Raw genomic sequence first — 13,612 nt, 5'->3', positions numbered from 1 at the left:
AAACAAACTAACAATTAAGCATCTAATTTAGTCGGTATGAGAGGATTCGAACCTCCGCCCTCTGACACTCTATAACAGTGAACCGTTTAATCATAACCTGCTAAATTTAAACATAAATCATGTAATTTTGCACGTTTTAATTACCTCAACAATTTATGTACAGTTACACGCAAATGCGATATCAAGACTACAAGTACAACAAATTGAGCGTATTCAAACAAAATAACATCCCATTAGTTGTAATCAATATCGGATAACAACCAAAGGGATCTAGGGAATACCTACAATCCCTGCATTTTCCCGATTCAGCAATGTGCTCTGGCGTGGTGACCATACGTGCAGGAATCACCAGGACATAGTTAAGGAGGTCCTAAACCAGCTTTGACAGGCCAAGAAAGGATGAATATTGTTCCTCCACGACCCGATGGCTGGCAGACCACGTGGCCGCCGTGAGCTTCAGCAATTGTTTTAACCACTGCGAGGCCGAGCCCACTGCCACCACTATTTCGAGAGCGAGACGGATCAACTCGGCGAAATGCCTCGAATATGTAGCTTGCGGCTTCATCAGGAATACCAGGGCCTTCATCTTCTACGGTTAGATAACAACTTGCCCCCGAGCAGTAGAGTCGCACAGTCAAAGTGCCAGGTTCTGCATGCTGGCGCGTATTTTGAACTCGGTCAAGGTCAGATCCAGTGCCTCCTGCTGATCGTTACAGATTACGCTAGCCTCGTGACGGTCTAAGTCGATTTGGAACGGACCAACGCGCAACATTTGGGTATTTATGAGCGTGTTAGTGCGGGCGCGTCGCAGTACCGCCTGCACCCTAGCCACCACCTCGGCCTATCGGCAACAAATGCTATCCTCATCGTCGAGTTCGCCCGCCAATTGCATGCCGAGGACCATACGCTGATAGATGCTGCAGTGACCGCAGCACGCCTGCGTCTACGGCCAATTCTGATGACGTCGCTGGCATTTACTCTCGGAGTGGTACCCTTAATGCTGGCGAGCGGTGCCAGCGCCGAAACTCAGCATGCAATCGGTACTGGCGTATTCGGTGGCATGCTCAGTGTTACCTTGCTGGCAATATTCTTCGTACCGGCGTTCTTTGTCTTTGTCATCGGCACACAAGAGCGCTTGAGTGCCTGGCTTGCGCGGCATAATACTGCCAAATAGTCTCACCCGCTTTGATGCTCTGTAGGAAAGTCTACCAACACAATCCTATTGAGCATTAAAGCTGATCAATATATGTGTAATAATTTTAAACGCTGGAAATGTAGGTTCAGTGATAGTAATCGTTACTGCGTATCCGGCTTAAGGTTCAGACGTTCAAATCTGTAATTGGTTCTCTAAGAAGTGGTGCGATGCTGGACTCGCCTACAGTGTATTATTCGATTCATGGAAAGAGTAAGTACATTTCGCCAATATTCCCGCGCTATCTAAAAAGATGAAGCCATCGAAAAGTGAGCAAAATCCATCGAATCTAATTCTGCCGACAAATAAAAAAGAGAGACTACATTAGCCTCTCAAAAAATAGCAGGGGAGTACTTTAACTCAAGCAATAATTTTATTGCTAATATTTACGATGAATAAAACTTGAGATGTTGTGAGAGACAATAACGAGTCTCTCACTGATTTAGCGTTACTTTGTATTTAGAGCATGTTTGGCAGCATTTGTCCCTGCGATTTTACCGAAAATCACAGTATCAGCGACAGCATTCCCACCCAGTCGATTATACCCATGAACACCACCAGTCACCTCTCCCGCCGCAAATAAACCTTTGAGCGGTTGGCTTTGTATATCGAGTACTTCAGCTTTAGTGTCAATGGCAACTCCCCCCATAGTATGATGGATGCCAGGAGCAACTTTTACGGCATAATAAGGAGATTTTTCTATTGATAGCGGCATCTGCTCACGGTTAAATGCCTCATCTTTACCCTGTTTGAAATAATGGTTGTAGTTTGTGATAGTTTTGTCTAAAACACTTGGGGTCATTCCTGTTATTTTTGCAAGCTCTGCAACAGTATTGGCCTTTTCAAGCATTTCTAAATGATCATACCCCTGAACCATTTTAGCTTTTTTATATAATTCATTATCAAATACTAGCCAAGCATATTGTTCAGGTTGTTTTAGAATGGCATCGGAGGCTTTATCTCGAGTCGTTAATTCATTGATAAAGCGATTGCCTTCTTTATTAACCATTATAGCCCCGACACCTCGAACCGTTTCTGAAATTAATATACGGCTATCTTTTCCTACTGTTGGATGTGTCTGGATCCAATCAATATCAGTCATACTTGCACCGACTGCTTTAGCAAGTTCAATACCATCCCCAGTTGAAGTGATATTATTTGAACTTGTCATGCCTTTAAATGTAGGACGATAAAAAGCAATCATTTCTTTGTTAAACCCATAACCACCTGTGGCTAAAACAACTGACTTAGCTGCAACCATATAGTGACCAGAGTGTTTACCGTGGATGACAACACCCACAATTTTTTGTTCATCATCAACAACCAGTTTAACAACTTTGGAGTTGAGTCTTGTATCAACCCCTTCTTTATCCGATGCTTTTCTTAGTACATCAATAATATGTGGACCAACACTTAACCCACCAGATGGACGATGTGTTCTATCGACTCTAGCACCGCCAGAGCGTTTTAAATCATCCATATTGGCGCCCAAAGATTCTAACCATTTAATGCCATCAGCCGATTGCTCCGCTAATATTTGTACCAATTTAGGGTCGTTAGCATATCGACCGCCTTTCATTGTATCTTCGACATACCATTCGATTTTATCATCGACTTTATGATCTTTTTGCTGAACTGTACCCACAGCATTATACCCGCCTGCGGCGAGCATAGAGTTACCACCACTAAATGGTGCTTTATCAAGCAATATAACGTTAGCCCCCGCCTTTTTAGCTGCAATCGCAGCATTAAACCCAGCACTACCGGCTCCAACAACAATCACATCCGTTGTTTCTTTAGGACCTGCAGCTATCGCTTTATTTATGGCTTCATTATCCCAACCTTTGTCCCACGGTTCTTTGGATTTTGCTTTATTAAAAGGCATGTCGAGCCCTTTAAATGAATGACATTCATTACAATATAACTCTGGTTGTTCATGTCCTTTATGACAAGACGTACAATTAATATCACCTAAGTGTGAAGAATGTGGGTCAATTTCTAGTTTGGGATTTGCTAGTTTTCCATAATCACCATGGCAGGATTTACATTGTTTATTTTCAAATGTCTCGCTATCGCTCACTTTATTGGGTGCTGTATGGCAGGTTTTACAACCATTAACATCTTTATGGAATGATGCTAAATCATTTTTATTATCAGCAGCCCATGATGACGCCGTTAAAATCGAACAGACAATAATACTCAAGTATTTTATCTTCATGCAATTCTCCAGTTTTTATTTTGGTAAGATTTGGCGTGATGATAGTTTCTTAATTTTTTTAAATAGTGACATTGAGCAATAAATTGAAATTGTTAAATATAACTTAACACACTTTAAGTTATGCTTAACTCGATATTTTTGTTGATTAGATGTGATCTAAAGCGGAGATGTGTTTGCTTAAATCTCTAATATGGCATTGCTTTTACATTCTAAAAAGGTGATGCCGATGAAAAACACTAAATATATTGGTTTTAGTTTTATTTTAATTTGTTCAACTCCAGCTTTATCTGAGCCACTAGATTTTTATGGAAGACTGTGGCTTGGTGTGGCCAACTCAAGTAATGGTCTTTCTGGTAACGAAAAAGTTGATGGATTTTCCCTTGAAAATTATGCATCATATTTAGGCGTTAAAGGAGAGTATAGTGTATATGATAATTTTAGCTTGTTATATAAATTTGAAGCAGGGATAGAAAGCTTTGATAACGATGATTCTAATATTTTCAAACCGAGAAACTCATACTTAGGTTTTAAAACTAACTATGGTTCAGCTGTTTTCGGAAGAAATGATACCGTTTTTAAAAGTGCTGAAGGTAAAGTGGATTTATTTAATATTACCTCAAGCGATATGAATATGATCATTGCAGGTAACGATAGATTAGGCGATTCGGTAACATTAAATAGCGCTAAGGTCGCAGGTGTTACTATGGGAATTAGTTATGTTTTTGATAAGGATTTTAATCAAAAAAATCCAGAACTTTCTGATAAACAAAACAATTATGCAATTAGTTTTTCCCTAGGCGATGCTGCACTTAAAAAGAATAGTCACTATATTTCAATAGCCTATGCTGATGGATTGAACCAGTTAGAGGCAACAAGACTGGTGGGTGGTGTTGCTATTTCATCCGTAAAATTGGGGGCGATGTACCAGCGCTCTGAGTCAAGTATTTATGATAATATTAAAGGTAACTCCTACCTGTTAAGTATGGTTGTTCCTATTAATAAATATGATATAAAATTTCAATATTTAAAAGATGATGCTGGGCTGGGTAAAGTGACAAAAAATGCCGGAGCAGATCTAAAAACACTAAAAGAGAGTGATGTAAGTCAATATTCAGTAGGCGTTGATTTTAAGGCTCAAAAGGATTTGACTTTTGGGGTAGGTATTTCCTATTTTGATGGTGACTATACTGACGTCAAAGGACATACTGAGTTTGATGACACTCTCATTTTTGTATCTACAAGATATCTATTTTAACCTCTATAGATAAAGCGGCTAAATAGCCGCTTTATAAAAATCAGATATTTATCATGTTAATTATTTATCGTTTTAAACTATTATACTGCTAGTATAACTGATTTCCCCCTCGCGGAGCATTTGATGCGGATAACATTAAGACAATTGATGATCTTTAAAGCCATACATTCTGAGAGGCAGATCTCAAAAGCGGCAAAAGTACTTCATATGTCAACGCCTGCTGTAAGTATGGCACTTAAAGAATTAGAAAGTTCTTTAGGCTGCAGATTATTTGAGCGAGTGGCGGGAGGTTTGGTTGTAAATGCGCATGGAGAAATAATATTACCTTATGCTAATGAAATGCTATCCAAGGGAAAAGAGTTAGAAAATATATTTTCATTCCCTGAACATGGCATTAAGGGGACGTTAACCATTGGGAGCAGTAAGACTGCTGGTAACTATGTATTATCTAAAAAAATTCCATTATTTAAGAACCAATATCCCGATGTAAAAATAAAACTAGTCATTGATAATAGTTTAGTTATTGAAAAAATGGTTTCAGAAAAAGAACTAGACTTAGGCTTTATTGATGCTAAACCCGCGAGTAAAAATCTCATTTGTGAGCATTGGTTACAAGATAATCTTTGCATTGTGAGTGGCGTAACTCATCCTGCTGCGAATGGTTTAAATACAAAATCTTGGCTTAGTGAACAATTGTGGATATTCGACCATGAATCATCGTTCTCTCGAATTCGTGCAATTCAGCTATTAAAAAGCTTAAATATTCACGTTCGTGATGAAATCTGCATGTCAACCATTGGCTCTATTAAAAGGGCAATTGGAACAGGTATAGGTTTGAGTGTATTACCCCTATTAGCGATTGACGCTGAATTAGCAAGAAAAGACCTTATTTTATTACCTGTGGATGGATGGGATTATAAACGAACTTATTGGTCAATTCAGCGTGAAGGAGAAGAATTATCTGCATTAAGCATGAGTTTCCTAGCCTTTAGTAAGCTACTGTAAAATATAATATATGTATACCAGCTATTCTTACTAGGTGAATTAAATTGATATCATCAGATCTTGGAATAGGATTTTTTTTAGTCTTTTTACTATGTAGTTTATTTTATACACACACATCCTCTATTACACTTTTTAAGCAATTTTATCGTATTTTTCCACTGATGCTAATGTGCTACACCTTACCTGCCATCTTTAGCTCGCTAAATATTATTGATGCAAGTAATAGTCAGCTTAGCGAAATGGCAAAAACACACTTAATGCCCGGTTGTTTATTTTTGTTGATTTTAGGTACCGATTTCTTTGCTCTCAGTTTAGTGGGAAAAAAACTTCTCGGTATGTACGTGCTAGGTGCTGTGAGCATCTGTATTGGTGGTCCATTAAGCCTATGGTTAGGCTCTATATTTTTTCCTAACGAACTCGTCTGGCAGGGAGATAATGCTGCTTGGAAAGGCATGTCAACACTGATGGCAAACTGGCTTGGCGGAACCGCCAATCAATTGGCTGTAAAAGAAATCCACAGTGTCGGTGATGCCGTATTTGCGGTAATGATGACTATTAATATTCTTTTTTCCAGTATATGGATGGTTATATTACTTTTCATTGCAGAACGCCAAGATAAAATCGATGATTTCCTGAAAGCTGATAAAAGCTATAGACCGATATTTTGCACTGACATCAAACGTAAAGTGATAGGAAAACAAACAAGCTATTATTGGATTTTGATATTGAGCTTGACTTTTTTCATTGTAATTTTCTTCAGTGAAAAATTATCATCCTTCCTTGCAACAAGAATCGCTAATAGTTTCCCACACTTATTTAAATACAATCTTACTTCTGAATTTTTTTGGTCAGTATTAATTGCAACTTTTTTAGGATTATTATTTTCATTAACAAATGCAAGACATGTGTTAGTCAAGGAAACTCAGCAGGCAGCTCTTTTTTTTTATCTATATCATGATAATGTTGATGGGGTTGAACTTTGATATTAGCGCATTGAGCGCCGCGCCCTATTACGTTTGTATCGCTCTTATTTGGTTCTCTATACACATTATTATCTTATTTATTTTTACTGTATTTTTTCGATTACCTACCATGTACTTCGCGATCGCGAGTCAGTGTAATATTGGTGGTGCGGCTTCTGCACCAGTTATCGCCAGCGCTTTTCACCCAAGGCTGGCTTCCGCTGCTTTATTGATGGCAGTTTGGGGTTATACTTGGGCGTCTTTGTTGGCGTGGTATTTGGGTTTTTTAATGCAGTTTATTCAACCATAAGATGGGAACAAAAGTGTGTCCAACTAATTTTTTGCTCCCAATAAATGCCACTTCTGAATCTTCAAAGCATTACCCAAAGCTTTCAGAAAATGTCTATTTAACAATACAACTTATACATCCCCCCTATCAATCAAACCTCGAGGTGATTCAACACTGTGATAAAGTCGCAGCTACGCGCAGCCTGCCCATATTTATTATGTTTTTTCATGATTCAAGCTAGGACACTTTACCATGCATATACCTCAGTCTTTTGGCATGCTTAAAAAGAACTTTAAAATTCATAAAAATAAAAAAGCCTGCAAACGATTAAGTTAGCAGGCTTTTTAACTCTTATAAAAAGAGGAATTTGGTCGGTATGAGAGGATTCGAACCTCCGACCCCTGACACCCCATGACAGTGCGCTACCGGGCTGCGCTACATACCGAATTTTTAAGTATATTGCATACCTGTGCTGACTTAGCTAAATATTGTTTAGCGATAATCTTTACGGTTTTTGCTCAATTACTTATCACCTAAGATACTGTTTATGGGGTTTATCTTAAGCGAGCCAGAACTGTAGCAATTGCCTCGCAACTGCGCAAGGGCTTCATTACATCTCTTTGATCAACTGCTTAGTTTATGTTCTGAATGACACAATTTTCGTCGATAATGATTGCTCGATACTGATTACGTCCATACTCAAACAGGATTTAGCTGCAGAACAGACATAATGACACCCGTTTACTCAATCATCATTCAATGCGAGTGCATATGGGCGAGTCGGTACTCATCCATGCGCTCGAGTAGATATGGGAAAAAGGGATTCCATTTCTGTCGTAACATTTCAGATGCTGACACACTATACAAGCCGCGCTCTCCCCGCGAAGCTGAGGCTCCGATTTGGATCCTATGTAAATCAGGCTGGATCACTGCGCCATAAAGCCCATCATCTATGCCAAAAGGTAGCGCAACATGGGATAAGGAATACACGCCTGCAGGCCAATATAAATCTAATATTCGCACGTTTTCACTGACCTGAGTGAGCACTTTACCCTGTGCGTCTATATCCTGTGTATCTAAATTCTGTTCATTTAAACCCAGTTCATCTAAACCAAAGTATCGCGCCTGAACCTGCGTGGTTTCATTACTGATATTTTCCACCACAGTGCCGCGATAATGTAACTCAGGGTTATTAATGTTCGCCAACAAGCCCGCAAGTGGATCATTGGACACCATCTTGGCATTCACATCGAGTCGGTTCATATCAAACAGCACTAGCTCATGACCTTTTTCAGGTAATGTTTGATACAGATTATTCACCACCGCCGCAGTTGAAACCGTTGCGTCCACCACTGACTGAAAAGTGAGTATCGACGGAACTTGCACCCGTTGCTTCGGCGTTAATCCTGCCAATAAACCTTGGTTACGCAGGGCTAATTGATAAACTACATCGCCCGCATTAACCGCAAAAGAGGTATATTTAAAGGGATCGTACTCTACTTGAATACTGTTCCATTGCAGTTTATCCAGCTCCAACAATCGTCCTATCCAACTCTGCCAGCGTGCGGCCGCCGCAGATGGCGCTAGCCCTATCGCGGGAGAGATAAAAATCATTCCATCATAATCTGGGGTTTTATTATGGCTGATACGTTCTAACTCATGGTTCAGCGCGACGGCGGCACCCGTCGAAAAAGCCACCACAAATAATGGTTTATCTTTCAGAATTTGCCGCATATGCGCTGTGGCTAAATTAACCGCTGCGGCCAGATCTTGCCAATAAAGCTCAGTCAATCCACTTGGAATCGTGCCATGTCCTGGCAGTCTTAAACCGAGCACATGAGCTTTACCTTTAAAGTGCACTGCCACATTGGATAGAGCATAGGGCGAATCCGACATACCGTGGAGCAGTAATACTCCAAATTCGGCATTAGCCACAGGCCATTCATAACTGCGATTCCAGTTTTGTGGCCAATGTGCAGGATCAGATAAGCTATTTTTGACATAGCGGTTCACGGGAGATAGTTCAGAGGCAGGAATTTTCTGTACAACTTTGTGCTCAACTTCGGCGAATAAGCGGTCTTCTAACGCTAAGTACTCATTAAAATTAGCGAGTTTAGTATTATAATGGAACTCATTTTTTAGCTCAACCGTATGCCAAAGTGACAGCTCAGGGCGCGCATTAAGAAAATAGATCCCTGTCGCGAGTAACGCCACCACTATGCCAGTACTCGCATACACTGCAGCTAAAAATAGGTGTTTTGTCGAACCTATGATGATAGCCTTCATCGCTGTTCCTACATGAAGATAAAATGTGCAACTAGATTATACGGGTAGATAAAAACATCCTTCAAACGTTTTACCGCGATAAAAACCACTTAAGCAGTACAATTTAATCACTCCAATTTAGTCACCCCAATTTACTCATCTCGCAATTTTATTAGCCGCATAGGCCTTAATCGGGTTAGGATCGAAAATAGTCTTATTCCAACGAAACTTATACACTCTCGATGATAATCGGTAATCCACACGCTAGGTTCGCCTACTATCTTCCTACCGCGCCGCTGGTACCTGAGAACTGGCATTACACTCAACCAGACGCTGTCGGGGCTCTCATAGCGTTAAATGGCAATCATTGGCGTAAGATCTTCACTATTATGGCCAAAATAAGTACGGTTGGAGATGACTGGCGCAGCTATCGTGACCAAGTGTTACTCAAGCAAAATGAAATGATCTGCATAGGCGCTATAGAGCTGATGGCAAACGCTAAGATTCATCTCATTGCGGGGCAAGTGGTCGCAAATGCTTTAGGGCTCACCATGTCCGTGAACGATTCCGGTGCGCAGCATTTAACTACCCAAAATAAATCCATAACTGCACTTAAGCTGCCATCTTCGCTAGGACAGCATTTTTTACTCACGCCCTATTTGGATTATCGCCAATACCCAAACCAGCTGATCGCCCTGACACGGCAACACTTAGCAACACCAGAGCCCCAACACAGTAAATAATTCCATTATGATTGTGGTAACGGCTGTCACCACAGCATTAGTCACCAAATAACAAAGGCATAAAAAAGCACTCGTGAACAGAGTTCAAACGAGTGCATATTCAAGGACGATTCAGGGTTAGTCGTAAATGGTTGGAATAGGCTGACGTTTATGCTGCGTCGCCTTATAAATACCAATCAACTTGTCCTCAACCGCCTTGCCAACGTCCTTACCCTCAAGAAAATCATCGATTTGCGCATAGGTTAAACCAAGCGCGACTTCATCTTCGAGTAACGGTTTATTGTCTTCTAAATCCGCGGTCGGCGCTTTATAGACTAACGATTCTGGCGCACCAAGGTACGCGGCAAGTTGACGAACTTGGCGCTTGTTAAGGCCAAATAAAGGTGCCAGATCGCAAGCGCCATCGCCCCATTTAGTGTAAAAACCTGTGATATTTTCGGCGCTGTGATCTGTCCCCACCACTAACCCACCTACGAGTCCAGCGAGTTCGTATTGAGCTATCATCCGCATACGGGCTTTGACGTTACCCTTCACAAAATCAACCTTCGCCACATCGGGCAAAGGCAATCCAGCTTCGACTAACGCGGCAACAGCAGCGTTGTGCACGCCATCAACGCCTTGATGCACATTCACAGTGACCAACTTAGAGGGCTGAATAAACTGACAGGCTAATTGCGCCTCATGCTCATCTTTTTGGATCTGATAAGGTAATCGCACAGCGATAAACTGGTAACCGCCTTGGCTATTTTCTTGGTTTAAACTGTCCACCGCTAACTGACACAAACGCCCAGCAGTAGAAGAATCCACCCCACCGCTGATCCCTAATACCAATGCCTTGCTACGCGCTTCTTTTAGTTTGGTTTTAATAAACGCGACACGACGTTGCACTTCGAACTCAGGCTCTATAGCCGTGAGTACCTTCATTTCTCTTAAGATTTGCGCTTTCACCGAAAATTCCACCTTAAATCATCGCTGTATTTGGACTACCTGAACCCGACTAACGTTAACATTTATTCGCAACTGCCTGTAGTTAAAATTAGCGCTTGGCTGATTGATTATTGATAAACGCCATAAAAATAAGGGCAACAACGGTTTGCCATTATTGCCCTAGCGTAAATCAGTTAGCTTAATACCAATACAGCTATCGACTTATCTTTCCCAGTAGGATTCTTCTAAGCTGTCTTCGCGCTCAGGTAAACCGCGGGATAAACGCGGGCTATGCTGGGCTAAAACTTCGTAGGCGACGCGGTTAGCGTACTTGCACACTTGAGAAAACGAGGAATAACATAGGCCATCGCGCTTATGTTTACTTGAGCCTGGCACGTTAGTCTTGTGGAAAGTATTGGCCGCCAGATCGTGCAATAATGCCGATAATGCACCATCGCCAGCGCCATTAGTGTTACCGATTTTTTCTGGGCCGCCCATGTAAGGTGAAATGTGGGCAAACACTTTGATTGGTGTTTCACAGTCACTTTTAAGCTTTGGACGGGAAAATTCATAACGGTTAAATTCAGGAATCGCACCCGGTAACAGCGTGTGAGTCGTTTCGCGTTTTTCTGAGTCCTCGGTATAACCCGCAGTATAAAGCCCGATTGGACCCGCTGTGGTTAATACCATGTCGCACCATTCCAAGGCTTTTTCACTGGCAAGCAGAGGATCCCGTGAACCCGTTAAGGCTTCACCTTCGTCTTCATTCATCGCCAAAATGGTGACATGTTCTTTGATGAAGTTTTGCCACCATTGTGGATCTTCTTCAATCAAGAAACGCGTGCCTAAGGTTAATACCACGGGAACTTCGGCGGCTTTTGCATATTCGATAGCGCACATGGCCGCATCGGTAATACGGTCGCCATCACTGGCGCGCATCAAATATGCGGTCAACACTAAGGCTGAACTGCCCTGAACTACGTCTTTATCGATAAATTCAGGTGTGAGTTTATCCATAGCGCCTTTGCTGATCGCAAATGTTCGCTCGCCGCACTCAGAAATCAGGGTAAAACAGCGACCGATAGGACCATCTACAGGTTGTAGAAAGTTAAGGTCGACTTTAGAAGAGGTATTACATAAATAGCGGTAGGCGTAACTGCCCACTTCGATATTTTGACTCATTACTCCAAACAGCACTGAACGGTCATCGGCCAGAATAGAATAGTTGTGCACTGTGTTACCAATAGTGCCACCAGCAAATTCATCGCTAATCAAACCATGAATTTTTAACTCAGTGTAGAGTCTGTGGGCCTGTTCATCATTGATCAAGGTAGAATTGCCTTTGGGCAAGCCATAACGGCTCAGCAATTCGTCTTCCACTTTCGCTTCGATATCCACTAAGGTTTGATCAATACCGCTGATATAAGTCGCAAACGGCTGAGGCTGTTGAGTCAGCTGTTCAAGCAGCGGATCTCGGGTTTTAACCGGAAAATAATGTTTAGATTTACGCTGACCGGGAAACTTCATAGTGGCTCTCTTTTCCTGGCATCCATGCTAATTGGCGTCTGCCGAGGCGGTCAAGCCAAGCAGCATCCTAAAAATATTGAGTCTAGGCTAGCGAGACAAAAAAACCACCCCTTAGCCGGAAGGGCGCAGATTCTATCACAAAATCAGTTCGAAGCCAGTGCTCCTATATCCAAGATACCGCTTGTTCTTGGATTAATTGCCGTAATAATTCAATGTGTAACTCATCGTCGTTCAAACAAGGGATAAACCGATAGTCGCTGCCACCCGCATGCAAAAAGGTTTCCTTAGCGCCAATGGAGATTTCTTCTAAGGTTTCGAGGCAATCGGTCGCAAACGCAGGGCAAATCACATCGACACTTTTGATCCCTTGCGCAGGTAACTCGGACAGTAATTTATCGGCGTAGGGCGTTAACCATTCTTCGCGGCCAAAGCGCGATTGGAAGCACACTTGCCATTGCGACTCGCTCAGCTCAAGTTTTTGCGCCAACAGTTTAGCCGTGACAAAACACTGCTCGCGGTATGGATCGCCCTCTTTCACATAACGCAGTGGAATACCATGAAATGACAAGAGCAACTTGTCGGCCTGCCCATGGGTTTTCCAGTGGCGCGTCACACTGTGTGCCAGCGCAGCAATATAAGCGCTATGGTCAAAATAGTCTTTATTAAAGCGAACCTGCGGCATGTCACGCACAGTTTTAAGATAACGGGCAACGGCATCGAACACACTTGCCACCGTCGAGCAGGAATATTGGGGATACAAAGGCAGTACGACAATACGCTCTGCCCCTTGGGCTTTCAGGCGTTCAAATCCCACATCGATGGAGGGATTGCCGTAACTCATGCCCAGTTCAACCGGAATGATCTGGTTAAACGTAGCGCTTAAGTCCACCGCCAGTTTTTGTGCTTGGCGCTCACTTATCACCATCAAGGGCGAACCTTCTGGCGTCCACACGCTTTGGTAGAGTTTGGCGACTTTCGCCGGACGGGTGTTGAGGATAATGCCGTTCAGTAGCGGTTGCCAAATCCACGGCGATAAATCGACGACACGCGGATCACTTAAAAACTGCCTTAAAAAGCGTTTAACGGCCTTAGGACTAGGTTGATCAGGCGTGCCGAGGTTAACCAATAACACACCAAAAGCAGGGGAAGGATTCAACGTTAAGCTCATGGTTAATGAAGTTCACTTGGAGGCTAACATTGCGATACCCATAAAAAAAGCCTGCATCGGC

General features: G+C 42.1%; 12 protein-coding genes and 1 tRNA gene. 6 read left to right on the top strand and 7 right to left on the bottom strand.

Translation table 11 applies throughout. From position 1 onward, the window contains the following. Positions 1–359: 359 nt before the first annotated feature. Positions 360–632: a sensor histidine kinase gene (locus L5L97_RS06580; protein WP_317629526.1), complete on the bottom strand. Its 273-nt coding sequence runs from the start codon at positions 630–632 to the stop codon at positions 360–362. 116 nt (positions 633–748) lie between these two features. Between L5L97_RS06580 and L5L97_RS06575 the strand changes: the two genes are divergently transcribed. Next, on the top strand, positions 749–1,174 hold the full coding sequence (locus L5L97_RS06575; RefSeq protein ID WP_372834732.1) for an efflux RND transporter permease subunit: 426 nt from the start codon (positions 749–751) through the stop codon (positions 1,172–1,174). Between the two features lie 466 nt (positions 1,175–1,640). Here the strand turns inward: L5L97_RS06575 and L5L97_RS06570 are convergent, their stop codons facing one another. After that, the gene (locus tag L5L97_RS06570) at positions 1,641–3,410 is read right to left on the bottom strand and encodes a flavocytochrome c (protein WP_263181488.1); all 1,770 of its coding nucleotides are present in this window, start codon (positions 3,408–3,410) and stop codon (positions 1,641–1,643) included. A 226-nt stretch (positions 3,411–3,636) separates the two neighbouring features. Here L5L97_RS06570 and L5L97_RS06565 point away from each other — a divergent pair, with 226 nt between their 5' ends. From L5L97_RS06565 to L5L97_RS06550, 4 genes are all read left to right on the top strand, one after another. Next, entirely contained in the window at positions 3,637–4,665 is a 1,029-nt protein-coding gene (locus L5L97_RS06565) for a porin (protein WP_263181487.1), read from the top strand. A 123-nt stretch (positions 4,666–4,788) separates the two neighbouring features. After that, positions 4,789–5,670: a LysR family transcriptional regulator gene (locus L5L97_RS06560; RefSeq protein ID WP_028759678.1), complete on the top strand. Its 882-nt coding sequence runs from the start codon at positions 4,789–4,791 to the stop codon at positions 5,668–5,670. Between the two features lie 44 nt (positions 5,671–5,714). Beyond that, positions 5,715–6,653 (top strand): DUF819 domain-containing protein, encoded by a 939-nt coding sequence (locus L5L97_RS06555; RefSeq protein WP_263181486.1) that lies wholly within the window; start codon positions 5,715–5,717, stop codon positions 6,651–6,653. Then, complete coding sequence (locus L5L97_RS06550; protein ID WP_263181485.1) at positions 6,637–6,942, top strand: DUF819 family protein; 306 nt, start codon at positions 6,637–6,639, stop codon at positions 6,940–6,942. The genes L5L97_RS06555 and L5L97_RS06550 overlap by 17 nt, the downstream gene beginning before the upstream one ends. Positions 6,943–7,289: 347 nt before the next feature. Here L5L97_RS06550 and L5L97_RS06545 read toward each other — a convergent pair. Then, a tRNA-Pro gene (locus tag L5L97_RS06545) sits at positions 7,290–7,366 on the bottom strand. Between the two features lie 311 nt (positions 7,367–7,677). After that, positions 7,678–9,207 carry an alpha/beta hydrolase gene (locus L5L97_RS06540; RefSeq protein ID WP_263181484.1) on the bottom strand — a complete coding sequence of 510 codons (1,530 nt, stop codon included), beginning with the start codon at positions 9,205–9,207 and terminating at the stop codon, positions 7,678–7,680. Between the two features lie 221 nt (positions 9,208–9,428). Here L5L97_RS06540 and L5L97_RS06535 point away from each other — a divergent pair, with 221 nt between their 5' ends. Further along, positions 9,429–9,929: a DUF6942 family protein gene (locus L5L97_RS06535; RefSeq protein ID WP_263181483.1), complete on the top strand. Its 501-nt coding sequence runs from the start codon at positions 9,429–9,431 to the stop codon at positions 9,927–9,929. Positions 9,930–10,046: 117 nt separating this feature from the next. Here the strand turns inward: L5L97_RS06535 and nadE are convergent, their stop codons facing one another. The 3 genes from nadE to hemH all read right to left on the bottom strand — a co-directional run bounded on the left by nadE (position 10,047) and on the right by hemH (position 13,551). Then, positions 10,047–10,877: an ammonia-dependent NAD(+) synthetase gene (gene nadE / locus L5L97_RS06530; RefSeq protein WP_263148506.1), complete on the bottom strand. Its 831-nt coding sequence runs from the start codon at positions 10,875–10,877 to the stop codon at positions 10,047–10,049. 201 nt (positions 10,878–11,078) lie between these two features. Continuing rightward, positions 11,079–12,383: an inosine/guanosine kinase gene (locus L5L97_RS06525; protein ID WP_028759658.1), complete on the bottom strand. Its 1,305-nt coding sequence runs from the start codon at positions 12,381–12,383 to the stop codon at positions 11,079–11,081. 163 nt (positions 12,384–12,546) lie between these two features. After that, on the bottom strand, positions 12,547–13,551 hold the full coding sequence (hemH, locus tag L5L97_RS06520; protein ID WP_263148507.1) for a ferrochelatase: 1,005 nt from the start codon (positions 13,549–13,551) through the stop codon (positions 12,547–12,549). Between the last annotated feature and the right edge of the window lie 61 nt (positions 13,552–13,612).

Source organism: Shewanella sp. SM71 (assembly GCF_025653905.1).
In the GTDB taxonomy this organism is placed as follows: Bacteria; Pseudomonadota; Gammaproteobacteria; order Enterobacterales; family Shewanellaceae; genus Shewanella; species Shewanella oncorhynchi.
Note: the sequence above shows the minus strand (reverse complement) of the source record. Positions and strands in the feature narration are given on the sequence as shown.

What these genes read in the sequence shown, in the direction of transcription:
- L5L97_RS06570 (WP_263181488.1), bottom strand. Translation starts at nt 3,410, where the DNA reads ATGAAGATAAAATACTTGAGTATTATTGTCTGTTCGATTTTAACGGCG.
- L5L97_RS06565 (WP_263181487.1), top strand. Translation starts at nt 3,637, where the DNA reads ATGAAAAACACTAAATATATTGGTTTTAGTTTTATTTTAATTTGTTCA.
- L5L97_RS06560 (WP_028759678.1), top strand. Translation starts at nt 4,789, where the DNA reads ATGCGGATAACATTAAGACAATTGATGATCTTTAAAGCCATACATTCT.
- L5L97_RS06550 (WP_263181485.1), top strand. Translation starts at nt 6,637, where the DNA reads ATGGGGTTGAACTTTGATATTAGCGCATTGAGCGCCGCGCCCTATTAC.
- L5L97_RS06540 (WP_263181484.1), bottom strand. Translation starts at nt 9,207, where the DNA reads ATGAAGGCTATCATCATAGGTTCGACAAAACACCTATTTTTAGCTGCA.
- L5L97_RS06535 (WP_263181483.1), top strand. Translation starts at nt 9,429, where the DNA reads ATGATAATCGGTAATCCACACGCTAGGTTCGCCTACTATCTTCCTACC.
- L5L97_RS06525 (WP_028759658.1), bottom strand. Translation starts at nt 12,383, where the DNA reads ATGAAGTTTCCCGGTCAGCGTAAATCTAAACATTATTTTCCGGTTAAA.
- hemH (WP_263148507.1), bottom strand. Translation starts at nt 13,551, where the DNA reads ATGAGCTTAACGTTGAATCCTTCCCCTGCTTTTGGTGTGTTATTGGTT.